The sequence below is a fragment of the Natronoarchaeum rubrum genome, from assembly GCF_024494695.1.
In genome coordinates this window covers 487010-509354 of the sequence record NZ_JANHDP010000002.1, presented here as the reverse complement: position 1 = coordinate 509354, position 22345 = coordinate 487010, and the positions used below count along the sequence as shown (strand labels likewise).

Genomic DNA, 22345 nt, shown 5'->3' with positions numbered 1-22345 from the left:
GTTACCATCCCCACCGATCCGGGTAAGTCGTCCTTGCACCCGACCGCGACCGAACTTACCGGTCGACCGCGGGCAGCTCGATCGCCTCGCCGTCGACTTCGACGGTCGGTTCGCGGAGGATGCCGTCGAGGTGCAGCGGCGCGTCGGTGTCGCCGCCGATCCCCGCGTCGTCGCCGATCGCGATGTGGACCGTGCCGCCGGCTTTCTCGTCGAGCAGCACCGAGCCCACGAGTTCCTCGACCGCGAGGTTCGTCCCGATGCCCAGTTCGGCGAGGTTGTACGCGTCCTCTCCGACGTCCTCGGCGGCGGTCTCGACCTGCTCGCGGATCTCGTCGTCGGAGATCTCGGTGACGAAGCCGTCCTCGACCTCGAAGCGCAGTGTCTGGCCCTCGTCGAGCAGCCCGTGGGGGCGCATCGTCCCGTCGACGACGAACGTGCCGTCAGCCGTAATAGGGCTGACGAACACCTCGCCGGCGGGCAGGTTCGAGAACTGGCCGGGCTCGTGGACCATCCCGGTGTCGGCGAGCCACTCGCGAGACCCGATGCCGAACGTGATGTCGGTGCCCAGCGGCGTCGTCACGCGGATCTCGTCGGCGTCGTCGACGAGATCGAGCATCCGGTCGCACTCGGCGTCGATCGACTCGTAATCAGCGTCCAGCCCGGCCGTGAACACGTCCTCGGTGATCCCCGGCAGCGTCGCGCCGCGGGCGCCGGCGTCGCAGGCGTCGCCGCGGGCGCGGGTGTGGCTGATGCTCTTGGTCGTCGGCGCCAGAAAGACGTCGGCGTCGCGCATCGCGGCGGCGGCGGGCGCGGGCGGCTCCTCGCCGTGCTGGTCGCCCGGCGGGTACCGGAGGATCGCCGCGCCGTCGTCGATCTCGCTGGCCACGTCGTACAGCGCCTCGCCGATCGGCGCGCGCTTGTCGTCGGTAACGATCACGCAGGACTCCTCGGCCGAGAGATCGAGGCACTGACGCACCGCGGTTTCGGCCGCGTTTCGGAGGTCGCTCATGGCCGATCCGTCGGCCGGCACGGGGTTAGGTTTTGCCCTCGGCGAATCCGCGGCTCGCCGCGGTCGGACTGCGCCGGGCCAAAAGAGCGAGATCCTCCCCGCTCGCCGATTCGAAAGCGCGGCTTATGCGGGGTCGAGGTACGGCGGCCCGACGCCACCGCGGCGCACGCGACGATCGGAAACGGTCCGACGCGTTCCCGGCGAGTGCGGATCGACGCCGCGGCGACAATCCCGGATTACCCCGACGCCGTCTGCCGGTGTGCCAGTCTGTCTCGCTCTCGCATATGAATTCCTATAGCCCCGCTCCCGGCGACACCCCCTAACCGAATAGCCGCTCGAAACTTCCGGCTATCGCTACTATAGGGGAGTATGAACGAGCGACACCAGTTCGGAACGGGAGTGATTCGACAATGATGTGGCAGGACTTCGTCTTCATGGCCGGAAGTTCGCTGTCGGTGCTGTTCCTCGCGCCGACGATCCGGGACGCCAGCGCGCAGGTCCCCATGGCGACGAGCCTCCCCTCAATGATCGTCGGCGGCGTCTACTCGATGACGTTCATGACGCTCGGGATGACGTTCTCGGCGCTCGGCGCCGCGGCGACCTGCACGATGTGGTCGATGATCGCCGCGCTGCGCTCGCCCGGCTCGCCGCTGGCCGGCGGCACGGAGCAGTCGGACCTCCTCCGCGGACCCCGGCTGTTCGCGGCCGACGTCCGGCGGTGGGCAGACAACCTTCGCAGCGGCGACGACCGTCTCCAGCAGTTCGTCGTCGACCCGCAGTCCCACGACGGGTTCCTGCCCGCCGACGACTGAGCGCGGCTTCGGAGCGGACCCGCTTTTCGCGACGCAGATCACCACTCCGCGAGCGCTCGCCGTCCGTGGAGCCGGAGCAGGATCGCCAGAAACGCGCCGACGCCGGTGATCGCGAACGCGCCGCCGACGTAGAACACCGATGCCATGCTCACCTCGGTCATCAGCCAGCCGCCCAGCAGCGGCGCCGCGACGCTGCCCGGCCGCCAGACGAGTTCGCGGATGCCGAAGCTCGACGCCACGCCGCCGTCTTCGGTGCCGGCGTCGGCAAAGAGCGCCATGCTCGCCGGCTCGCGGAAGCTGTCCGCGACGCCGAGCAGTCCCGAGAGCGCCACCAGCGGGAGGAAGGCGGGCGTGAGCGGCCCCAACACGGGCAGAGCGTTCGGCAGCCCGAGCGCGGACCCGATCGCCGGCGAGAACGGGATCGCGAGCGCGACGACGCCGTAGGCGCCGCCGCCCGCGAAGACGAACGGCGCCCGACCGTACGCGTCCGACAGGCGGCCGGTGAACGGCTGGCAGCACATATTGGTGAACTTCTCGGCGACGACGGTCAGGCTCACCGCGAGCGCGCCGTAGGCCAGCCCGCCCGACGCCGCGGCGACGCCGGCGTAGATCGGCACCCACGTCCGGACGAGCGTCACCGCGAAGGCGTACTGGAACCGGAAGCTCGTGATCGTGAGAATCCGGCGATTCAGGGCGAGATCGGAGAACGGAAAGCCCGAAACGCGCGTCTCGTCCCGCGGGAGATAGCGGAGCGCGACCAGCCACGCCAGCGTCGTCAGCGCGACGACGGCCGCGAAGATCGGCCCGAAGCCCAGCGCCTCGTAGATCGCGCCGGCGCTGAGGCTGCCGACGATCGAGGCGGCGAAGCTCGCGGCGTTGGCTTTCCCGATGTAGTTCGCGCGCGTCCCGTGGTCGGCGAGCTGCCCGACCAGCGACAGCGACATCAGGCTGACGCCGGTGACCGCGACGCCCTGGAGCCCGCGCAGCAGGATGAAGGAGAGACTGGAGTCGACCTGCGGAAACAGCGCGTACGCGACTGCGCCGACGCCCAGCAGCGCGAGCAGGACGCTCCGCTTGTCGAACCGATCACCGGCCCACGACAGCGGGATCACGGCGATGGTCTGGGCAAGCGTGAAGCCCGTAGTGTACATCCCGATCACGAACCCCGCGCCGACGGTGACGCCGAAGATCGACGTCGCGGAGGGGTCGAGCTCGTTGATGTAGTACGGCAGCAGCGTGATCAGCGCGATGAAGCCGAAGCCTTCCGCGAACCGCACGAGGTAGAGCGCGTAGAACTGCGACCTGTCGTCGTTCACGCCGGAGAGTGCCGGAGTGTCGACAAATCGGTTTCGAAAGGAAACTCGACTGGGAGGATCGGCTTGGAGAACAAAACCTCGGCGCCTTACAGCGATCGCGCGACCATCTCGCCCCACGGTTCGAAGCCGTGGCGACGATAGAAGGCCTGCGCTCGCTCGTTGCTCGGATCGACGTCTAACACCAGCCGGTCGAGCGGGAGATTCTGGCGCTCGGCCGTCTCGACGGCGGCGTCGAGCAGGTCGTCCGCAACACCGGTACCGCGGAGCGGTTCGCGGACGTATATCTCGTTGAGCACCGCGGCGTCCCAGATCATCGAGAGGTCGTCGGGGAGGACGAAGGCGTAGCCTGCGAGGGCGTCGGTCGGGGCTGCCTGCGCCTCGGCGTGCGATGCAGCCTGCTCTTCGGCGTCGGCCTCGGCGACGTGGATGCAGCCCTCGCCTTTCTCGACGCAGTCGGCGACCCACTCGCGGTAGCGTTCCCGGTAATCGTCGTCGAGTTTCGCCTCGTACGCGGCTTCCTTGTCGTCGCCGCCCGTGCTCGCGCCGAGTTCGAGCTCGAAGGCACGCTTGAGGTCCCACAGGGCGTCGAAATCGTCCGGGTGCTCGTATCGCCTGACCATGATTTCGCTGGAACGTGCGTCCCCGAAAAGGTTCTCGACCGGACTCCGATTCGTCCTGACGTTCGGCGTCTCGACGCCGCGGCTCAGTCGTCGACGAACTCGGCGTCGCCCTCGGTCTCACCGCCCGCCATCGGGGCCGGCCCCTCTCCGGCGCCGGGCTCCTCTCCCTCGTCGATGACGCCCTCCTGCCAGTTTCCGAGCCGGAACCACGCCACTGCGACGAGGAACGACAGGAACGCACCGGTCGAGAACGCCCACCAGATCCCCTCGACGCCGACGCCGAAGCCGCTCAGGGTGACGCCGATGCCGGGGATCGTCAGCGTCCAGGCGAAGGCCAGCGCGATCGCGACGGGCACCCGGAACACCCACCGCGAGAGGATCGATAGCGCCATCGCGACCTTGGTGTCGCCCGCGCCGCGGAAGCCGCCCTGTATCACCATCACGCCGCCGAAGAAGGCCCAGAACGGCGCGATTACCCGGAGGAACACCACGCCCTCGGCGACGACCGCGGGATCGTCGATGAAGATCCGCATCGCCTGGGCGGGGAACGCAAAGACGACCGCGGCGACGGCCGCGAGCAGCGCCATCGTCGCCGCGGTGGCGATCCAGGTGACTCTGGCGGCGCGGTCGGGCGTCCCGGCACCGAGGTTCTGACCGACGCCGGTCGCGGTGGCCTGCCCGACCGCACCCGCGACGCTCCAGGTGATCGACATCAGCCGGATGCCGACGCCGTAGGCCGCGGTCGGCGTGGCGCCGAAGCGCGCGACGAACCCGGCCATCACGACCGCCGCGAAGCTGCGCGCCCAGCCATCCAGCGTCGCGGGGTAGCCGATGTCGACGAGCTTTCGGAGGATCGCGAGATCGGGCTCTAGGTCGTCAAGTCGCAACTGGACGCCGAAGCCGCCGCGCAGCAGGACGTAGATGCCCGCCGCGGTCGCCGCGCCGCGCGAGATGAACGTCGCGACGGCGGCGCCGAAGGTCCCCCACGCGGGGAACGGCCCCCAGCCGAGCACGAAGAACGGATCGATCACGACGTTCAGGCCCGCCGACAGCAGGACGAGCCACATCGCGGTCTTGGTGTCGCCGGCGCCCTGCAGCGACGCGCGAAACGCGAAAAAGAGGAACGTGAACGGCAGCGCGAGAAAGATCACCTCGATGTACGCCAGCGCCTCGACGAACACCTGTCCGCGCGCGCCGATCAGCCACAGCAGCTCCCGGCGGGCCGCGAAGCCGACCGCGGCGAGCACAGCAGAGACGGCGAGCGTCAGCAGGATCGTCTGGGCGACGACCCGGTCGGCCTGCCGGTCGTCGCCGGCGCCGACGTGCTGGGAGACCAGCGCGATCGTCGAGGCGGTGATCCCCATCGCCGTCGAGACGAACATCCACGACAGCGGGAACATCAGCGACACCGCGGCGACGGCCTCGGAGCTGACGCGCCCGACCCAGAACATGTCCGCCACGTTGTAGACGGTCTGGAGCAGGTTCCCCAGCACCAGCGGCCACGCGAGTCGGCCGAGCTTGGGCGCGATCGGCCCCGTCGTCACGTCGACACGTTTGCGATCGGTCTCTACCACGAGTCGGTCGTTGGGACGGGCGCCCGGCGCTTAAGCCCGGCTCTCGGCGGTGCGGTTGCCGGTTGCTGGCCGTCGAGGTGGTCGGAGGACTACAGCGATCGGCGGTACGAGCAGCGGTTGCACGTCAGGACGTCGCCACGGGCCGTGACCCAGCCGCGCCGACAGACGGAACACTCCCAGCCGGGCGGGCTGGTCGCCGCGACCCGCCGTTCGAGCTTGGCGATGCGGCGCTCCAGCTGGTCGATCCGGGCCAGAGCGGCGCGGAGCTGCTCGTCGTCTTCCGCCGGAGCCGGCGGTTGTATCGGTTTCATCGAACTCACGGGATCGGCTACGCGCCCCGACAAGATGAACTAGCCGCTCGGCGTCGGCGTCGAACGTGCCCGAGAAAACGCAGGACGGGGCGTCGACAGATCGGGTTATTGGCACCCCGAGCGCGCGGGTCGACGCCGCGACGCCGCTGCGGCACCGACCGCGCAGTAAGGGCGCCTTACTCGCCGGACTGCGGCGGCGCGAGCCGTCGAATTCGGTGCGGTACCGGCTCTCACGGGGGCGCTCGCGCTCCACGGGTTCCGAACGGCTCAAATAGCTCCCCCGAGTACACGCGTCCGTGTCACGGCAGGTACAGCAGGTCGACACGCTGTTCCTCCACGAGTCCCAGGGGGACTACTACGTCGTCGTTCGGCGCGACGACCAGCGGCTGTTCCGCGCGCGGCTCGACCTCAAGGAGACGTCGGCGGGCCCCCGGCCCGGCCGATTCCGCATCAAGGACGGCTCCAGCGAGGAGCCGCGCAACCCCGACGAGTTCGTCGACATCGCGCGGATGGCCGACCGGATCCGCATCTCCGAGCAGACCGCCCCGGAGCACCGCGACCGGCTTCGCGAGGCGCTCGACGGCTACCAGCTGTCGGCGAAGGTCGTCCGGACCTGCCGGATCTGCGCGTCGGCGGGCCGGTACTCCCCGCTGACGAGCGAGACGGCAATCAAGAAGGACGACGAGCACGTCTGTCCCGACTGCGCGAAACAGGAACTGGAGCGCGAACTCTCCTACCAGGGCGGGCTGACCAGCGCCGCACAGAACCGCCTCGAGGAGCTCCTGCTGGAGGTTCAGGACCTAGAGCGCATCACGAACCTCCTGAAAGGCGAGCTCGACCCCGATCTCACGAAGTTCGACACGATCAGCGCGACGACCGACGAGGTCGACCCCGTGCCGACCGACTCGCTCGACCTCCACCCCGGCATCCAGAACATGCTCGAAAGCCGGTTCGATACCCTCCTTCCCGTCCAGAGCCTCGCGGTCGAGAACGGGTTGCTGGAGGGCGAGGACCAGCTCGTCGTGAGCGCGACGGCGACCGGCAAGACGCTCGTCGGCGAGATGACCGGGATCGACCGCGTGCTCAACGGGAAGGGGACGATGCTATTCCTGGTGCCCCTCGTGGCGCTGGCCAACCAGAAGCACGAGGACTTCGAAGAGGAGTACGGCGACATGGTCGACGTGTCGATCCGGGTCGGCGCGAGCCGCGTCAAGGACAACGGCGAGCGGTTCGACCCGAACGCCGACGTGATCGTCGGCACCTACGAGGGGATCGACCACGCGCTGCGGACCGGGCGAGACCTGGGCGACATCGGCACCGTCGTCATCGACGAGGTCCACACGCTCAAGGAGGAGGAGCGGGGCCACCGCCTCGACGGGCTGATCTCGCGGCTCAAGCACTACTGCGAGCAGCGCGAGCAGGAACGTCGGGACTACTCGGGAGCGCAGTACATCTATCTCTCGGCGACCGTGGGCAACCCCCGCGAGCTCGCCGAGGGGCTGCGCGCGAATCTCGTCGAGTTCGAGGAGCGGCCGATCCCGATCGAGCGCCACGTCACGTTCGCCGACCAGCAGGAGAAAACCCGCCTGGAGAACAAGCTGGTCCGACGGGAGTTCGACAGCGAGTCCTCGAAAGGGTACCGCGGCCAGACGATCATCTTCACCAACTCGCGGCGACGCTGCCACGAGATCAGCCGCAAGTTAGAGTACGAGTCCGCGGCGTACCACGCCGGGCTGGACTACGGCCAGCGCAAGGCCGTCGAGCGCAAGTTCGGCAACCAGGATCTGGGGGCCGTCGTCACCACGGCGGCGCTGGCGGCCGGCGTCGACTTCCCGGCCTCGCAGGTGATCTTCGACACGCTCGCGATGGGGATCGAGTGGCTCTCCGTCCAGGAGTTCCACCAGATGCTCGGGCGGGCGGGGCGTCCCGACTACCACGACAAGGGGACGGTGTACGTACTCGTCGAGCCTGACACGTCGTATCACTCCAGCATGGAGATGTCCGAGGACGAGGTGGCGTTCAAACTCCTGAAAGGCGAGATGGAGGACGTCCGGACGGTGTACGACGAGCGCGCCGCCGTCGAGGAGACGCTCGCGAACGTCACGGTCGCCGGCAAGGGCGCCAAGCGGCTCAACGACCGGATGCTCGGCGACGTGCCGACCAAGCACGCGCTCGGCAAACTCCTGCAGTACGAGTTCATCGACGGCTTCGAGCCGACGGATCTGGGTCGAACCGTCACCTCGCACTTCCTCTCGCCCGGCGACGCGTTCACGATGCTCGACGGCATCCGGAAGGACAAGCACCCCTACGAGATCGTGGCCGACATCGAACTGCAGGACGAGTTCTAAGTCGCGGCGTCGCGCCCCCGCTGGTTACGTTCGATGCGGCCGTACGTTCCCACATGGCATGGGACGAGGAAACGCAAAAACTGGCGCTTCTGGGTACGTTCGTCGACAACCGGCGACGGAGCGACGAAACGGCGTCGGACGACGAGGATTCCGAAGACGAGGAGCGGCGTCCGGACGCCGCGCCGTTCTTCCGCCACCGATAGCCGATCGACGCCGCGCCGCTACAGCAGCCCGTCTTCTTTCGCCAGCAGGATGCCGTTCAGCGTCGCGTCGTTCGTCGGGTTCTCCCGAGCGACCGCCAGGGCGTCCTCGACCGGAACGGACCGCACTTCGAGAAACTCGTTGTCGTCGAGGGTCTGCTCGACCGGCTCCAGCCCCTCCGCGAACACGATGCCCCGATCGTGGCGCAGGACGCCGGTCGCGACCTTGTACTGCTGGAGCAGGGAGACGCCGGACGGGTCGAAGCCGGTCTCCTCGCGGAGTTCGCGCGCGCCGGCGGTCGTGTAGGACTCGCCGTCCTCGACGATGCCAGCGGGCAGTTCGAGTTGCGTCTCGCGGATCGTCGGACGATACTGCTCGACGAAGATCACGTCCTCGCCGGTCGAGGCGACGATCACGACCGCCGGCGGGAGTTCAGCCCAGTAGTAGCGCTTTTCGCTGCCGTCGGGCTGCTCGACGAGATCGTACCCGCCGTCGTACCAGCCCGTCTCGTACTCGGTCGCGGACTCGACGATCGGCCACTCCGCGTCGGCGCCGCCCGGTCGGTCGTCCTGATCGCTGTCGCTCATTCACTCGAACGATCGGGTGGGATGCCCTCGGACCTGTCGGTTCGACGCCGGGAGGTGCGTACCCGGAACGCCGCCTACTCCTCGCGCTCGCGGACGGTGAACCGGTCGAACCCGCCGAACGCCAGCCCGAGCGCGCCCATCCACCAGTTCCAGCGCTCGGCCGGCGATCCCTCCGGCGCGTCCGCGAGGTTGTCGAGGACGATCTCGACCGTCAGTTCGTGGTCCGCCGTCTCGGCGTACCGGCCCGAGTCGGCCAGATCGCGGGCCTGTCTGGCGACCACGCGTCGTTCTTCGGGCGTGCCGCCGAAGGCGTCGGCGAGGCGGTCGTCGAGTCGGTCGGGATCGAGACTCATCGGAGTGCGTGGACGGTAGCGGGGGCTCTCACTCGCTGAGTAGCTTCCTGTAGATGCGGCCGTAGGCCTGGCGGCGTAGCGTGCCGACGGCGGCGGTCTCCTCGTCCTGAAACGTCGCCGCGACGGCCTCGCCGTCGGGGCCGGCGTGCCAGGCGACGTTGTCGACGTGCTCGGCGCCCAGCACGTCGACCTCGCCGTCGTAGCGCTCGGCCCACTGCTGGAACTCCTCGCTCGTGCCGACCCGGACCTCCAGTAGCGAGGCGAACATGGCGTCCCGGGCGGTCTCGATCACGTCGGGGTTGACGCGCTCGTCGTACTCCTCGGCGTCGAGTTCCATCGCCTTCGCGACCTCCTTGACGACGACCTGCGCGCCCGGTCCGACCGACTCGTAGGCCTCGCGGGCCGCGGCCGCGTTCTCGGGCGCGAGAAATCCGTCTGCGTGCATGCTCGAAGGGTCGGGCGCGGGACAGTTACCCGTTACCGTTCGCGTCGTCGCTTTCCGCCTCGGCGTCTTCGTCGTCGAGCATCTGCTCGGTCATCTCGCGGGCTTCGGCCATCACGTCTTGGGCCTGGGCGCTGAGATCACCGCGGCCTGGGCCGCGAGTCTGGTGGGCGAGCTCCTGCTCGAACGGCGTCCCCTCGGGCGCGGCGCCGTGCTGATGATCGTGGGCGCCGTGGTCGGTGCCGTCGTGGTCGTGCGTCGTGTCGTCGAAGATCTGCGGGAACTCGGTCTCGGGGACCGAGTCGACGACGACCTCGGCGAGGTCGTCGGGGTTGGACTCCGCCCACCCCGGCGCGTGCTCGTCGAGCCACGCCTCGTGGTCTTCGCGGCCGAGCATCGCGGTAAAGGCGAGGTGGTTCGCCAGGTGCTCCCCGTCGGCCTGTGGCGCCTCGCAGACCGGACACGCGTATCCCATACTCGGCGGATAGGTGTGTGGCGTGAAAAGGGTTCAGACTGGACGTGAGAAACTAGTCAGGGTCGACTTGGACAGACGCCCGCGCCGCGCTCTCTAGAACGACGGTAACGGCTGTGAACGCTCTGAAAGCCCCCGCAGCGCTCGACCGGTTGCAGCTCGCTGCGGTCCTCGCCTTCGGCTACGGTCCTTACTTCGCTTCACGGATCGAGCGCGGCGGCCCCTTTCATTCCACCCGAACAGCAGCCTCGGCCTCCCCAGCCGATTCGCTCGCTATCGCTCGCTCATCCCTCGCACAGTGTCGTCGCGCCACGGAGGGCGCGACAGCGCGCGCCACCGCAGCTGCAGGGCCGGGCGCGACCTCGTGTCGCGCCAACGGGGGAGGGCCGGGCTGCGCGTGGTCGCTGTCCTCGGTGGAATGAAAGGGCGAGGGCCGGTGGCCAGTTCTCACGTGGCCCTATCCGAACGCAGTGAGGATATCCGCGTGAGAACCGGCGAGCGGGCCGAGGGCTTTCGCGGTGTTGTACTCGATAGCCGTAGTAGCCGTTACTGGGAGCGGGCCGAAGGCTTTCGAGATATTCTCGTCCGTGTCGACAACAGCAGTTTCCGAGAACGAACCCAAGCCGTTCCGGACTCCTCGACACCGTTCCACGTCGCTTATACTCCACCCCCGACGAGAGTTCCGCATGGCAAACGACGAGCTCATCACCGCCTTGCGCGACGCCGACGCCGTCCAGTACGGAGAGTTCGAGCTCTCCCACGGCGGCACCAGCGAGTACTACGTCGACAAGTACCTGTTCGAGACCGACCCCCACTGCCTCGGCCTGATCGCCGAGGCGTTCGCCGAGCGCCTCGACGACGACAAGCTCGCCGGCGTCGCGCTCGGCGCGGTCCCGCTGGTCGCGGTGACGAGCGTCGAGACGGGGCTGCCGTACGTCATCGCGCGCAAGCAAAAGAAGGAGTACGGCACCGCGAACCTGATCGAGGGCGAGCTGGCGGAGGGCGAGGAGGTCGTCGTCCTCGAAGACATCGCCACCACCGGGCAAAGCGCGGTCGACGCCGTCGAGGCGCTGCGCGAGGCCGGCGCCGAGGTCAACCGGGCGCTGGTCGTCGTCGACCGCCAGGAGGGCGGCGAGGAGAACCTCGCCGAGGTCGACGTCGAGCTGGAGTCGCTGGTCACGGCCGAGGAACTACTCGCGGACGAGCAGTAAATACCGCATACCTGCCCGGTAGCGACCGGATTACTACACGCCACGTCGCCGTAGCTCGATCTGCGCGATGGTAGTGTAGCAGCGAACACACGGTCCCTCCAGGACCGTAACGCAGGTGCGAGTCCTGCCCATCGCATCTACCCCTACCCGAGATGTACCGTTCTAGCCGCGGGGCCTGCCGTCGAATCGACGGCCGACAGCGGCAGAATTTTGTAAAGCCGATTACACGGGTACGGCATGGAGTTCATCGCGGCGGAGTTCGACGACGGCAACCCCGGCACCGCCGCCGAGCGGACCGTCTGGGAGCGTCTGAAGCGGTGTTTCGGCGTCGACGACGTCGGCGTCTGCTACTACCGCTACCCGATCGTCGACCCGCAGAACGACGAACACGACCGGGAAGCAGACTTCGTGCTTCTCCACCGCGACCACGGACTCGTCGTCGTCGAATGCAAAGGATTCCAGATCGACAATATCGAGCGCATCGAGGGGCAGCGCTGGGAGCTGACCGGACTCCGGCAGGACGCCACGGCGCCGTACTCGCAGGCCCGGGATCAAGGGTTTCGGATCCGATCGCCGATGATGCGCGAGCCCTCGCTGGTCGACGAGCGTGGGAACTGCGAACTGGAGCTGACGCCGCTGATCGCACTCCCGAACATTACCCGAGCAGAGTGGGAGGAGCGGGGCTTCCACAAGGGGCCGTCCAGCCCGCGCGTCCTGCTGGCCGACGACCTCTCTCCCGGCGCGCTCCGTGATGCGCTCGGATCGTTGCCCGGCGGCCGCGGACTGACGACCGAACAGTATGCCGATGCTCGGGCGGTACTAGGCGGCGGGCAAGCGATCAGCGGCGACCGGGAGGGGCTACCGGGCGACGAGGAGACGAAAGGCGACCTCTACCGGAGCGTGGCGACGGGACTCAAGCAGTTCGACGAGAAGCAAGAGGAGATCAGCGTTCAGATCCCCGACGGCCCGCAGCAGATTCGCGGCATCGCCGGTTCGGGCAAGACGGCGCTGCTGGCCCGTAAGGCCGCGGCGATGCACGCCAAGCACCCCGACTGGAAAATTGCGGTCACATTCAACACCAGGAGCCTCTACCAGACGATCCGGAGCCACCTGAAGCGGTTCTACCGGGACTTCGGCGGCGACGAACCCGACTGGGATCGGCTCGACGTGCTTCACGGCTGGGGCGGCAAAAATGAACACGGGATGTACTACCGTGTTGCCCAGAGCGCCGGACGGACGCCACGACACGTCGGCTCGGCGAAAGACGAGTTCGGCCAGATGGGGCCTGACGAACTGCTCGGAGCCTGCTGTTCAGAACTGGTCGAGTCCGGCGACATCCAGGAGGAGTACGACGCTGTGCTGATCGACGAAGCCCAGGATTTCCTGCCGAGCTTCTACCAGATGTGCTACGAGGCGCTCGCACCGCCCAAGCGGCTGGTCTGGGCGTACGACGAAGCACAGAACCTGACGAGCCTTACCGCACCCAGTCCCAGAAACGTGTTCGGCGTCGACGAGGACGACGAGCCGCGAGTGGACCTCAGCGGCTCGTACGCGGGCGGCATCCAGAAAAGTCAGATCATGCGCCGATCCTACCGAACGCCCCGGGAGGTGCTGATGACCGCGCACGTCTTCGGGATGGGGCTGAAGAGCCGCCGCGGCGCCGTCCAGGCGATCACGACGCAGAAAGGCTGGGAGGATATCGGCTACGAGGTCGTCGACGGCGATTTCCGGCTGTACGGCGAGCCGGTCGAAATACGGCGTCCGCCCGAACACTCGCCCCACCCGCTCCGGGATCGAACGGGCGCGAAACCGTTCCTCTCGGTCGAGTCCTTCGAGAGTTCGGGCGCCGAAATCGCGGCCATCGCCGACGCGATCCGTGACGACGTGGAACTTCACGGGCTCGCGCCCGAACAGATCCTCGTCGTCCCGCTGGGCAACGTTCCCGACGTTCGCGACACGGGCGATCGGCTTCGAGATGCGCTGTCGAAGCGCGGTGTCGACGGAAACCGCGCCTGGGAGGGCAACAGGAGCGTGTTCGCCCGCGACGGAGAGGTAACGATCTCGGGCATCAACCGTGCGAAAGGCAACGAGGCGGCGATGGTGTACGTCGCCGGCGTCCAGTCCGTCGAAGACGCGTACTGGCATTCGAACCGAGTGCACCCGCGAAACGAGGCGTTCGTCGCGCTCACGCGGACCCGGGCCTGGTGTACGGTCACGGGCGTCGAGGACGACGCGGGCGTGTTCGAGGAGCTGCGGGAGATCCGCCGGAACGTCCGAGCCGAGACCCCGACGATCGCGTTCCCCGCGCCGGATCCGACGGAGATCGAGAACGAACTGGCCGCCGACGAAACCGTCGCGACGACGATCGACCAGTTCGGCTCGCCGGCGGAGTAACACAACCCTTTTATTCGACTCCGCGGTAGTGGCGACTACGATGGCAGGTGTCTGCTTTACAGCGGGGCTCGCCCCCACTCAATAGCCACTCCAGACATCTGTCCGTTTTCCCGCTGGCACCCACCGGCCAGCCGGAGGTTTATCAATGTCACAGGAAGCAGACTCACAGGACCAGATCGCGGTAGTGCTACCGGACGGCTCCGAGCTCGAAGTCCCGCGCGGGGCGACCCTCGAGGACGTCGCCTTCGAGATCGGGCCCGGTCTCGGCCGGGACACCGTCGGCGGCAGGATCGACGGCGAACTCGTCGGCAAGGAGGTTCCGGTCACCGAGGACGGGGCCGAGATCGAACTCGTCACGGAAGACAGCGACGAGTACGTGCGCGTGCTGCGACACACCGCCTCGCACTGCCTCGCCCAGGCCGTCCAGCGGCTCTACGACGACGTCGAGCTAGCGATCGGTCCGCCGACCGACGACGGCTTTTACTACGACTTCGACGACCTCGACGTCGACGAGGACGATCTGGAGGAGATCCTCGCGGAGATGGAGGAGATCATCGAGTCCGACTACGAGGTCGAGTACGAGCAGGTCTCGATCGATGAAGCGCGCGAGCGCCTGCAGGGCCAGCCCTACAAGCTCGAACTCCTGGAGGAACTCGCCGAGGAAGGCCAGACGGTCTCGTTCTACAGTCAGGGCGAGTGGGAGGACCTCTGTAAGGGGCCCCACGTCGACTCGACCGGCGAGATCGGCGCCGTCGACCTGCTGGAGATCGCGGCGGCGTACTGGCGCGGCGACGAGGAGAACCCGATGCAGACCCGGATCTACGGCACCGCCTTCGAGTCCGAGGAGGATCTGGAGCAGTTCAAGGAGCGGCGCCGCGAGGCCGAGCGTCGGGACCACCGCAAGATCGGCTCGGAGATGGACCTGTTCTCGATCCAGGACGTCACCGGCCCCGGACTGCCCCTCTATCACCCGCCGGGCAAGACCATCCTGCGCGAGCTCGAATCGTTCGTCGAGTCGCTGAACCTCGACGCCGGCTACGAGTACGTCGAGACGCCCCACGTGTTCAAGACCGATCTCTGGAAGGAGAGCGGCCACTACGAGAACTACCAGGACGACATGTTCGTCTTCGACGTCGACGACGACGAGTACGGGCTCAAGCCGATGAACTGCCCGGGCCACGCGACGATCTTCGACGATAGCTCCTGGTCGTATCGCGACCTACCGATGCGCTACGCCGAGAACGGGAAGGTCTACCGCAAGGAACAGCGCGGCGAGCTCTCGGGGCTCTCGCGGGTCTGGGCCTTTACCATCGACGACGGCCACCTGTTCGTCCGTCCCGACCAGATCGAGCGCGAGGTCGAACAGACGATGGACATGATCGACGAGGTGCTCTCGACGTTCGATCTGGACTACGACGTCGCGCTGGCGACCCGGCCCGAGAAGAGCGTCGGCTCCGACGAGATCTGGGAGCGCGCCGAGTCACAGCTTCGAGACGTGCTCGACCGCCGCAACCTCGACTACGAGGTCGAGGAGGGCGACGGGGCGTTCTACGGTCCGAAGATCGACTTCGGCTTCGAGGACGCCATCGGGCGTCGCTGGGACGGCCCCACCGTCCAGCTCGACTTCAACATGCCCGAGCGCTTCGACCTGAGCTACGTCGGCGAGGACAACGAGTCCCACAAGCCGGTGATGATCCACCGCGCGCTGTACGGCAGCTACGAGCGGTTCTTCATGGTGCTGATCGAGCACTACGCCGGCAACTTCCCGCTCTGGCTCGCCCCCGAGCAGGTCCGCGTGCTGCCGATCAGCGACGACAACCTCGGCTACGCCCACCGCGTCAAAAACGAGTTCGACGGATTCCGCGTCGAGGTCGACGATCGAGACTCGACGATCGAGCGCAAGATCCGCGCGGCCCACGAGGATCGGGTGCCGTACATGATCGTCGTCGGCGACGACGAGGAGGAAGACGGCAACATCTCGGTGCGGGACCGCTTCGAGGACCAGGAGTACGACGTCGAGATCGACGCGTTCCGCGATCACCTGCAGGCCGAACGCGACGAAAAGCGGACCGAGCCGGACTTCCTGCAGGACTGAGCGGCGGCGTCCCGCGACTGCCCTCGCGGACGTCGTCGACGACTCTCGCTTGCACAGGCTGGCCGACCACCGTCTTCGACGACCGAAAGTCGGCGTCCGAACGACGTCTCGTACCGACCGATGGCGTCAGAACAGCGTGACCGCCGCGGCCCCGATCACCAGCGTCACGACCAGCCGGCCGAGGCTGCCGACGAACGTCGCCGCGGCGAACTTCCCGTAGTCTTCTTCGAGGATGGCGAAGGCGTAGATCGAGATCGTGTCCGGGAAAAACGGAACGCACAGCGCCAGCGCCATCCCGGCGTAGCCGTACTTGCGCGCGATCTCGACCGTTCGGTTTTCGGACCACTCGATGACGTCGAACCGTGATCGCCGGAGCCAGCGCACGATCGGGCCAGCCTCTTTGGCCTCCTGACCGATGTGGAAGGCAAAGACGCTTCCCAGTGCCTTCCCGGTCGCGCTGACGAGCATGATGAGCGCCATATGCGTCCACCCGGGCAGTCCGAGATCCAGCGGCGCCACGAGCACGACTTCGCTGGGCCCGGGCAACGCGAACGCGATGAGAAACGAGTACGTAAAGATGAGGCCGATACCGGGCCAGCCGGTCGCGGTTTCGAACGCCGCCTCGGCGCCGTCGGCGAACAGCGAAACCACTTCGGCGAGCACCACGGGGACCTGAAGCGCCGCTGCGAGCACGCGAGAGTGTCCGTCCAGAGCGCTCGTAAAAGTTCGTATTTACTCTCGTCGAGGGCGCCGGGCGGCTCACCACGATCGGTCGATCAGAGTGCGCCACGGACTTGCACAGGAGACCGCCGGACTCGCACCGAAACCACCATAGTTGTGGAATCGTGCGTATTCGTATGAACCGCGCAGAGAAAGCTGCCCTCCAGTTGCGGGCCGTCTCCGTGCTCAGGATGCTCAAGGAGACCCGTACGTACGACGAGCTTGCGGAGCTGACCGGTCTGCCGGCGGGCGATCTCAACCGATACGTCAACGGCCACGTGCTTCCCAGCGACGAGCGCGCTCGCGAGGTCGTCTCGGGCGTCGGCCGCGAGGCGCTGGCGGACGAACTCGAGCGGCGCGTCACCACCGACGAGGAAGGCTACGTCGACAACTCCGGCGCCGTGTTCGACCAGGCGTTTCTCGATCTGGTCGCGCCGATCGCGGCCGAGGCGTTCGAGTTCGACCGTCCGGACGTCGTCCTGACGGCGGCGACCGACGGCATCACGCTCGCCGCGGCGATGGCCAGCTACTACGGGGTGCGCTGTGCCTACGCCAAGCAGTCCAAGGAGACCGCCGTCGAGGAGTTCATCGAGTCGCGCCAGCGCCTGCAGTCGGGGATCGAACTCACCTACTACCTGCCGGCGTCGTCGATCGATTCCGGCGAGACGGTGCTGGTCGTCGACGACCTGATCCGCTCGGGCGAGACCCAGGAGTTGCTTCTGGACATCGCCGATCGAGCCGACGCGTCGGTCGGCGGCGTGTTCACGCTGATCGCCGTCGGGACGGACGGCGTCGAACGCGCCGAGGAGCGCACGGACGCGCCGGTCGGCGCGCTGCTGGAGTTCTAGAGCGGCGCCTAAATGACCTGGTGATCCTCGGGACCGTCTTCCAGCCGGTGGTGTTGCTCGACGAGGTAATCCATCAGGTTCTCCGCGGACGCCTCGACGTCGTCGAGCGAGTCCGACTCCGCGCCCCTGACCGACACGTCCAGTTCGTACAGCGACAGCTCGACCGTCGGCGGATGCTCGGCGGCCGCAGCGCCGTCGCCCGCCTCGTCGGCGTCTTCGCGAGACGATGCCGAGGAGGGGTTCGACGAGCGCTGCTCGTCGGCATCACCACCGGTCGAAACCGCGTCCTGCTGGGCCATACCGCCCATTTGATCGGGCCCGACACATATACTAACTCATCTGCCGACGCAGCGATCAGTCTTCGGCGTCGGGCAGCAGTGTGGCCGACACCAGCGCGTCAGTGCCCCGGCGCAGCCGCTCGGTGATAGCCTGATCGGAGACGCCCAGCGCTTCCCCCAGCGCGGCCGTCGAACAGCTCCGTGGGACGTCGTAGTATCCCCGCGCGACGGCGAGCGTCAGCGCCTCGCGCTGGCTGTCAGTCAGTCCGTACCCTCCCGCCCCATCCAGATCGCTCGGGGTGTACACCCGACGAATCGACGGTACGATCCCCGCGTCGCGGAGCCGGGACTGGTACGCCGACAGCGGGCCGCGGGTGGGAAACCGGATCTGGAACTCCCAGCCGTCAGCCTCGGCGCTCGCCTGGAGCAACTGACCGCCCTCCGACCGGATTCCCGCGATCACGGGGTCGGACCGCCGGTTCCACTCCAAAGCGTAGAGACAGCGCTCCCCGGCCGTCTGGACCGCGGTCAACGACTCGACGGCTTCGTGGTCGCGGACGCGGCCCTCGAAGGCCTCGACGTCGACGCCGTCGGTCCAGAACGACGGCACCGCGCGCTCGCCGGTCGGGACGACCGCTTCGAGCTGTAGCTCCTCGCCGGCTGTGAGTTCGAGGATACGTCCGAGCTCGAACTCGCCGCTATCGAGCCCGAACTCGACAACGACGCTCATGCCAAATGGCAGTGGCTCCGGCCCCGTAGGCGTTGTCCCGAAGCCGAGAAGCCGCGAACCGATCGGCGTCTGCGCTCGTCGAGGCCGTTGCCGAAGCTCGCGATGCTCGTGTCCGGGCTGGAAAATGCGAGGGATGGGATTCGAACTACGTCCAGGCGTTCCGGGTCGCTCACTGCGTTCGCGTCCCGGGCATGCGACTGGTCTACTTCGAATCCCAACGTCAGACTTACACGACGCTCACGTCCGTTCGCGTCGAGAGAAGTGCGAGGGATGGGATTCGAACCCATGGACCCCTAAGGGAGCGGATCTTAAGTCCGCCGCCTTTGGCCTAGCTCAGCCACCCTCGCGCAGGTCCGGATTGCCGCCTCGGTGGCAAGTGGGTTTCGCTTACCAGTCGACCGAGAGCGTGCCGTCGCCGTGGGGATTCGGAGCGAGTTCCTCGTCGGTTCGGCGGTCGATCACGTGGATGCAGCCGTCGCCCTTCTTCGCGGGGCAGACCTCCGCGGCGCGGACGTTGTGATCGAGATCGTCCTCGCCGACGTAGTACGACCGGGGCTTTGCCATCTCGCTTTTGAGGTCCATCTCCCAGTTCTTCGAGACCTCCGCGCACTTGCCCGCGCCGAAGCACTTGTTCGCCTCGAAGATGATCTTGTAGGGCTTCTCCTCGACCGGCGGGGCGTCGGCGCTCCCGACGTCGCTGGGTTCCTGAATCTCGGCGTCAAGATCGCTCATCGTTCGTATCTGGAACCGTTCGACCTTTCAGGTTTCGGTAGTCGCGCGAAAAATCGGTCGTTCGGTCAGTCGCGTCCGATCAGTCGTCGTCGCTGACGACCACGTTGCCGGTCTGGGTCGACGTGTCCTCGACGCCCCAGTTCCACGAGTAGCCGTACGACGACGTCACGTAGTAGTAGGCAGCGCCCATGCAGACGACGCCGCTGACGATGTTGCCGGCCGTGACGATAGTGAGGTTGTACGCCATCCCCTGCCACGAGACGCCGGCGGCGCCCGGGGCGATCACGTTCGCCAGCCCGAGGATGCTCATGTTGGCGACGCTGTGCTCGAACCCGGAACCGACGAACGCCAGCAGGCACCACCAGACCATGATGAGCTTGGCGACCGGGTTTTCGAGCTGGAAGTTGCTCCACACCGCGAGCACGACCAGCCAGTTACAGAGGATCGCGCGGGTGAACAGCTCGATCGCCGGGGCGTTCATCTTGTAGCTGCCGACCGACGCGAGCAGCGCTCCGTCGGGGAACACGCCCGCGAGGTACGCCAGCCCGACGATGAGGAACGATCCCATGAGATTGCCGACCCAGGAGATGCTCCAGACCGTCCCGAGGTCGCTCCACGTCGTCCGGTCGGTCAGCGCGCCGACGGACATGATCATCGCGTTGCCCGTAAACAGCTCCGAGCCGGCGACGATGACCAGCGACAGCGCGATGCCGAACACCGCGGCCATCACGATGCCCCGTACCGGCTCGAACACCGTCTGGTACAGCGACTGACCGAAGATGAACGTCATCACGACCGCGAAGGCGATGTACACGCCGGCCATACCGGAGTGGACCAGATACGCCGGGAGGCTCTTTTTGACGAGTTCGACCTGCGCGGCCGCGGCGTCGCTGATGTCCGTGAGGGAATCCTCGTACATCCTCAGGCACCTCCCGCCGCGGTGGCCGAACGATGACGCATCGTCCAGTTCGCAGGGGCGTCGGCGGAGGATCGTTCACCGACTGCGGCTGCCGACCGGCGAGTGATTGAACAAATACTGCTCTTCGAACTCACGCTGACCACATCAGACCTTTTTTCTGATTTTGATGACTCCATGTTCATATCTCGTCTGGCTTCTCGAATGAATGGCCAACCTTCCCGAACTTATGTCTATCGATCTGGGAATCCGAAACGGCCGAATTCATACAGTACAAGCCCAGATAACCAGTAATAGCTTCACAAAGACGGTTAATTACTGGTCGAACGTCAACCGGCTCGCGGCGACGGCGACCGCCGGCGGTTCGGCCAGGGCCCTTCGAACCGCCGTCCGGTAGCCGAGAGCGTCGGGGTCCGACCGCTTCGGGCACGGTATCGGGTCCGACCGACTCTCCTGTCGTTTTCACCGCACGTCGAAAAAGGGGATTCGTTTCCGATCGAACGATCAGTCGTCGTCCTGAGAGGCCGCGGTGCCGGCGCCGACGTTCATCGCGACGTTGTCCTCCATGCTCCACTCGTACTCGATGCCGTACGAGGTGGAGATGTAGTAGTAGACGGCGCCCAGGCAGAACACGCCGCTGGCGACGTTACCGGCCGTGACGATCGCGATGTTGTACGCCATTCCCGACCACGAGACCGCCGGGTCCGCGATCGGCAGGAGGTTCGCCGAGGTCAGGATCGCCATGTTGGCGATGCTGTGCTCGAAGCCGGCGCCGATGAACACCAGCAGGCACCAGAAGATCATGATGAGCTTCGCGACCGGGTTCTCCAGGCGGAAGTTACACCACACGGCGAGGACGATCAGCCAGTTGCACAGCATCGCCCGCAGGAACAGCTCCAAGGGCGCCATAGTCATCTTGGCGGCGCCGATGGCCGCGAACGGCTCGGTGGGGAGCGTCCCCGAGCCGACGAGCATCGCGGCGATGATCACCGACCCGATCAGGTTGCCGATCCACGACCACGCCCAGACCTTCAGCGTCGCGCCCGCGGGGACACGGCCGGTGAGCTGCCCGATGGTCATGATCATCGCGTTGCCCGTAAACAGCTCCGAGCCCGCCATGATGACCAGCGACAGCGCGATTCCGAAGCTGGCGCCCATCACGATGCCCTGGAACGGCTCGAACTGGGTCCCCATGAGATCGCCCGCGAAAATAAAGGCGATCGCGACCCCGAAGCCGAGGTACGCCCCGGCCAGCGCCGAGTGCGCGAGGTACGCCAGTAAGCGTTTGTTGATCAACTCCATCTGCGCGGCCGCCGCGCCCGAGACGTCCTCGATGGTCTCGCTGTACATAGCTAGTACCACCTCGCTGCGATCGATCCGCAACGAGTTGCAGTTGACGTCCGTACGCTGCTGCCCACAGTAGCAGTCGTTTCGCTCATTTGTATCCAGTTTTGAGAATCAATTGAGTACATATAACCCTAATCCTTGGATGATTGACGCCACCTTAACCACTATTATGCCACAAAGGGGTTATTTCGCGGCTCGGCCCTTCGGCCCGGGCGAGCGTCCACGTATGGACCGAGGTTTCGACGCCGAGATTCGGACCGTACCGACGCCAGCGGAGCACGCCGAGAGCACCCGTGAGAGCTCTCGAAACAGGCGGGGTCGGTTCGTTGCACAGTAGCACCCACCCGAGCTGATCGGCACGATCTCCCGTCTCTGCGCGCGATATGAACTGATGTTCGAACACAAAAACGGATTTATCTGGACATATGACCTAATATATTCCATTTGAACTAGTGATCTTGACTCTATATCAGGAGAATGTTTTAATATGTCCTCTGCAACCTCACGGATGGGAAATGATCCCTCGCAACGAGATCAACGACAAGTCGGAGACGCGCAGCAAGATCCTCGCGGCCAAAGAGGAGAAAGGAATGACGTTCTCGGATATCGCCGATCAGGTGGGCGGCGACAAGACGTTCCTCGCCTCGGCGACGTACGACGCCGCGAGCATGACGAAAGACGACGCGATGGCGTTCGCGGAGGTGCTCGATCTCGGGAGCGACGTCGTCGAGGAGCTCCAGAAGCCGCCGATGAAGGGCCAGGGCGAGCCGACGATCCCGTCGGACCCGTGTCTCTACCGTTTCTACGAGGTCCCGCAAGTGTACGGTCCGGCGATGAAAGCGCTGATCCACGAGGAGTTCGGCGACGGCATCATGAGCGCGATCGACTTCGAGGTGAGCGTGGACAAGGAGCCCCACCCGGAGGGCGACCACGTCGTCATCACGTACGACGGGAAGTTCCTGCCGTACAAGCGCTGGTAGACGCCGTCGCGCGGTAGCCGATTTCTTTTTGCGACCGTGGAAGCGCCCT

The 22345-nt window shown here is 66.6% G+C and carries 23 protein-coding genes and 1 tRNA gene; 8 read left to right on the top strand and 16 right to left on the bottom strand.

Translation table 11 applies throughout. The annotated features are described in order from the left end of the window. Window positions 1–55: 55 nt before the first annotated feature. Window positions 56–1009: an aminopeptidase gene (locus tag NO931_RS06660; protein WP_256391854.1), complete on the bottom strand. Its 954-nt coding sequence runs from the start codon at window positions 1007–1009 to the stop codon at window positions 56–58. A gap of 410 nt (window positions 1010–1419) precedes the next feature. Between NO931_RS06660 and NO931_RS06655 the strand changes: the two genes are divergently transcribed. After that, a complete protein-coding gene (locus NO931_RS06655; RefSeq protein ID WP_256391853.1) occupies window positions 1420–1821 on the top strand; it encodes a hypothetical protein in 402 nt (133 codons plus the stop codon). 38 nt (window positions 1822–1859) lie between these two features. Here NO931_RS06655 and NO931_RS06650 read toward each other — a convergent pair whose 3' ends face one another. The 4 genes from NO931_RS06650 to NO931_RS06635 form a co-directional block, all read right to left on the bottom strand. After that, window positions 1860–3137, bottom strand: coding sequence for an MFS transporter (locus NO931_RS06650; RefSeq protein WP_256391852.1), 1278 nt, complete (start codon window positions 3135–3137; stop codon window positions 1860–1862). Between the two features lie 86 nt (window positions 3138–3223). Beyond that, entirely contained in the window at window positions 3224–3757 is a 534-nt protein-coding gene (locus NO931_RS06645; RefSeq protein WP_256391851.1) for a GNAT family N-acetyltransferase, read from the bottom strand. Window positions 3758–3840: 83 nt separating this feature from the next. Continuing rightward, entirely contained in the window at window positions 3841–5331 is a 1491-nt protein-coding gene (locus NO931_RS06640; protein WP_256391850.1) for an MATE family efflux transporter, read from the bottom strand. A gap of 89 nt (window positions 5332–5420) precedes the next feature. Next, window positions 5421–5642, bottom strand: coding sequence for a DUF4391 domain-containing protein (locus NO931_RS06635; protein WP_256391849.1), 222 nt, complete (start codon window positions 5640–5642; stop codon window positions 5421–5423). A 296-nt stretch (window positions 5643–5938) separates the two neighbouring features. Between NO931_RS06635 and NO931_RS06630 the strand changes: the two genes are divergently transcribed. After that, complete coding sequence (locus NO931_RS06630) at window positions 5939–7990, top strand: DEAD/DEAH box helicase (RefSeq protein WP_256391848.1); 2052 nt, start codon at window positions 5939–5941, stop codon at window positions 7988–7990. A 53-nt stretch (window positions 7991–8043) separates the two neighbouring features. Beyond that, entirely contained in the window at window positions 8044–8193 is a 150-nt protein-coding gene (locus NO931_RS06625) for a hypothetical protein (protein ID WP_256391847.1), read from the top strand. Between the two features lie 18 nt (window positions 8194–8211). On the opposite strand, the gene NO931_RS06620 is transcribed toward NO931_RS06625, so the two are convergent. From NO931_RS06620 to NO931_RS06605, 4 genes are all read right to left on the bottom strand, one after another. Beyond that, on the bottom strand, window positions 8212–8778 hold the full coding sequence (locus NO931_RS06620) for an NUDIX hydrolase (RefSeq protein WP_256391846.1): 567 nt from the start codon (window positions 8776–8778) through the stop codon (window positions 8212–8214). 74 nt (window positions 8779–8852) lie between these two features. Then, on the bottom strand, window positions 8853–9131 hold the full coding sequence (locus NO931_RS06615; protein ID WP_256391845.1) for a WNWW family protein: 279 nt from the start codon (window positions 9129–9131) through the stop codon (window positions 8853–8855). Window positions 9132–9159: 28 nt separating this feature from the next. Continuing rightward, window positions 9160–9576, bottom strand: a complete 417-nt coding sequence (locus tag NO931_RS06610; RefSeq protein WP_256391844.1) for a DUF5809 family protein — start codon at window positions 9574–9576, stop codon at window positions 9160–9162. Between the two features lie 25 nt (window positions 9577–9601). After that, complete coding sequence (locus NO931_RS06605; RefSeq protein WP_256391843.1) at window positions 9602–10048, bottom strand: DUF5810 domain-containing protein; 447 nt, start codon at window positions 10046–10048, stop codon at window positions 9602–9604. 683 nt (window positions 10049–10731) lie between these two features. Here NO931_RS06605 and pyrE point away from each other — a divergent pair. The 3 genes from pyrE to thrS all read left to right on the top strand — a co-directional run bounded on the left by pyrE (window position 10732) and on the right by thrS (window position 15745). Beyond that, on the top strand, window positions 10732–11256 hold the full coding sequence (pyrE, locus tag NO931_RS06600) for an orotate phosphoribosyltransferase (RefSeq protein WP_256391842.1): 525 nt from the start codon (window positions 10732–10734) through the stop codon (window positions 11254–11256). 237 nt (window positions 11257–11493) lie between these two features. Beyond that, window positions 11494–13650, top strand: coding sequence for a nuclease-related domain-containing DEAD/DEAH box helicase (locus tag NO931_RS06595; protein WP_256391841.1), 2157 nt, complete (start codon window positions 11494–11496; stop codon window positions 13648–13650). Window positions 13651–13795: 145 nt separating this feature from the next. Beyond that, a complete protein-coding gene (gene thrS / locus NO931_RS06590) occupies window positions 13796–15745 on the top strand; it encodes a threonine--tRNA ligase (RefSeq protein ID WP_256391840.1) in 1950 nt (649 codons plus the stop codon). Window positions 15746–15871: 126 nt separating this feature from the next. On the opposite strand, the gene NO931_RS06585 is transcribed toward thrS, so the two are convergent. Further along, the gene (locus tag NO931_RS06585; protein WP_375142043.1) at window positions 15872–16408 is read right to left on the bottom strand and encodes a YqaA family protein; all 537 of its coding nucleotides are present in this window, start codon (window positions 16406–16408) and stop codon (window positions 15872–15874) included. Between the two features lie 194 nt (window positions 16409–16602). Between NO931_RS06585 and NO931_RS06580 the strand changes: the two genes are divergently transcribed. Continuing rightward, a complete protein-coding gene (locus tag NO931_RS06580) occupies window positions 16603–17313 on the top strand; it encodes a phosphoribosyltransferase family protein (protein ID WP_256391839.1) in 711 nt (236 codons plus the stop codon). A gap of 8 nt (window positions 17314–17321) precedes the next feature. On the opposite strand, the gene NO931_RS06575 is transcribed toward NO931_RS06580, so the two are convergent. The 6 genes from NO931_RS06575 to NO931_RS06550 all read right to left on the bottom strand — a co-directional run bounded on the left by NO931_RS06575 (window position 17322) and on the right by NO931_RS06550 (window position 21319). Then, complete coding sequence (locus NO931_RS06575; RefSeq protein WP_256391838.1) at window positions 17322–17612, bottom strand: DUF8002 family protein; 291 nt, start codon at window positions 17610–17612, stop codon at window positions 17322–17324. A 55-nt stretch (window positions 17613–17667) separates the two neighbouring features. Then, window positions 17668–18321, bottom strand: coding sequence for a helix-turn-helix domain-containing protein (locus tag NO931_RS06570; RefSeq protein WP_256391837.1), 654 nt, complete (start codon window positions 18319–18321; stop codon window positions 17668–17670). Between the two features lie 262 nt (window positions 18322–18583). Next, window positions 18584–18668, bottom strand: a tRNA-Leu gene (locus NO931_RS06565). Between the two features lie 40 nt (window positions 18669–18708). Next, the gene (locus tag NO931_RS06560) at window positions 18709–19053 is read right to left on the bottom strand and encodes a ferredoxin (RefSeq protein WP_256391836.1); all 345 of its coding nucleotides are present in this window, start codon (window positions 19051–19053) and stop codon (window positions 18709–18711) included. A gap of 79 nt (window positions 19054–19132) precedes the next feature. Next, complete coding sequence (locus tag NO931_RS06555) at window positions 19133–19972, bottom strand: formate/nitrite transporter family protein (RefSeq protein WP_256391835.1); 840 nt, start codon at window positions 19970–19972, stop codon at window positions 19133–19135. Between the two features lie 501 nt (window positions 19973–20473). After that, window positions 20474–21319 (bottom strand): formate/nitrite transporter family protein, encoded by an 846-nt coding sequence (locus tag NO931_RS06550; protein WP_256391834.1) that lies wholly within the window; start codon window positions 21317–21319, stop codon window positions 20474–20476. A 512-nt stretch (window positions 21320–21831) separates the two neighbouring features. Between NO931_RS06550 and cynS the strand changes: the two genes are divergently transcribed. Next, a complete protein-coding gene (gene cynS / locus NO931_RS06545) occupies window positions 21832–22296 on the top strand; it encodes a cyanase (protein WP_256391833.1) in 465 nt (154 codons plus the stop codon). Window positions 22297–22345: the final 49 nt, after the last annotated feature.

Excerpts from the sequence above, each read along its gene's own strand:
- thrS (WP_256391840.1), top strand. The coding sequence starts at position 13,796 with ATGTCACAGGAAGCAGACTCACAGGACCAGATCGCGGTAGTGCTACCG.
- NO931_RS06615 (WP_256391845.1), bottom strand. The coding sequence starts at position 9,131 with ATGAGTCTCGATCCCGACCGACTCGACGACCGCCTCGCCGACGCCTTC.
- cynS (WP_256391833.1), top strand. The coding sequence starts at position 21,832 with ATGATCCCTCGCAACGAGATCAACGACAAGTCGGAGACGCGCAGCAAG.
- NO931_RS06595 (WP_256391841.1), top strand. The coding sequence starts at position 11,494 with ATGGAGTTCATCGCGGCGGAGTTCGACGACGGCAACCCCGGCACCGCC.
- NO931_RS06660 (WP_256391854.1), bottom strand. The coding sequence starts at position 1,009 with ATGAGCGACCTCCGAAACGCGGCCGAAACCGCGGTGCGTCAGTGCCTC.
- NO931_RS06550 (WP_256391834.1), bottom strand. The coding sequence starts at position 21,319 with ATGTACAGCGAGACCATCGAGGACGTCTCGGGCGCGGCGGCCGCGCAG.
- NO931_RS06635 (WP_256391849.1), bottom strand. The coding sequence starts at position 5,642 with ATGAAACCGATACAACCGCCGGCTCCGGCGGAAGACGACGAGCAGCTC.
- NO931_RS06625 (WP_256391847.1), top strand. The coding sequence starts at position 8,044 with ATGGCATGGGACGAGGAAACGCAAAAACTGGCGCTTCTGGGTACGTTC.
- pyrE (WP_256391842.1), top strand. The coding sequence starts at position 10,732 with ATGGCAAACGACGAGCTCATCACCGCCTTGCGCGACGCCGACGCCGTC.
- NO931_RS06580 (WP_256391839.1), top strand. The coding sequence starts at position 16,603 with ATGAACCGCGCAGAGAAAGCTGCCCTCCAGTTGCGGGCCGTCTCCGTG.
- NO931_RS06605 (WP_256391843.1), bottom strand. The coding sequence starts at position 10,048 with ATGGGATACGCGTGTCCGGTCTGCGAGGCGCCACAGGCCGACGGGGAG.
- NO931_RS06620 (WP_256391846.1), bottom strand. The coding sequence starts at position 8,778 with ATGAGCGACAGCGATCAGGACGACCGACCGGGCGGCGCCGACGCGGAG.
- NO931_RS06645 (WP_256391851.1), bottom strand. The coding sequence starts at position 3,757 with ATGGTCAGGCGATACGAGCACCCGGACGATTTCGACGCCCTGTGGGAC.
- NO931_RS06575 (WP_256391838.1), bottom strand. The coding sequence starts at position 17,612 with ATGGCCCAGCAGGACGCGGTTTCGACCGGTGGTGATGCCGACGAGCAG.
- NO931_RS06555 (WP_256391835.1), bottom strand. The coding sequence starts at position 19,972 with ATGTACGAGGATTCCCTCACGGACATCAGCGACGCCGCGGCCGCGCAG.
- NO931_RS06655 (WP_256391853.1), top strand. The coding sequence starts at position 1,420 with ATGATGTGGCAGGACTTCGTCTTCATGGCCGGAAGTTCGCTGTCGGTG.
- NO931_RS06610 (WP_256391844.1), bottom strand. The coding sequence starts at position 9,576 with ATGCACGCAGACGGATTTCTCGCGCCCGAGAACGCGGCCGCGGCCCGC.
- NO931_RS06560 (WP_256391836.1), bottom strand. The coding sequence starts at position 19,053 with ATGAGCGATCTTGACGCCGAGATTCAGGAACCCAGCGACGTCGGGAGC.
- NO931_RS06570 (WP_256391837.1), bottom strand. The coding sequence starts at position 18,321 with ATGAGCGTCGTTGTCGAGTTCGGGCTCGATAGCGGCGAGTTCGAGCTC.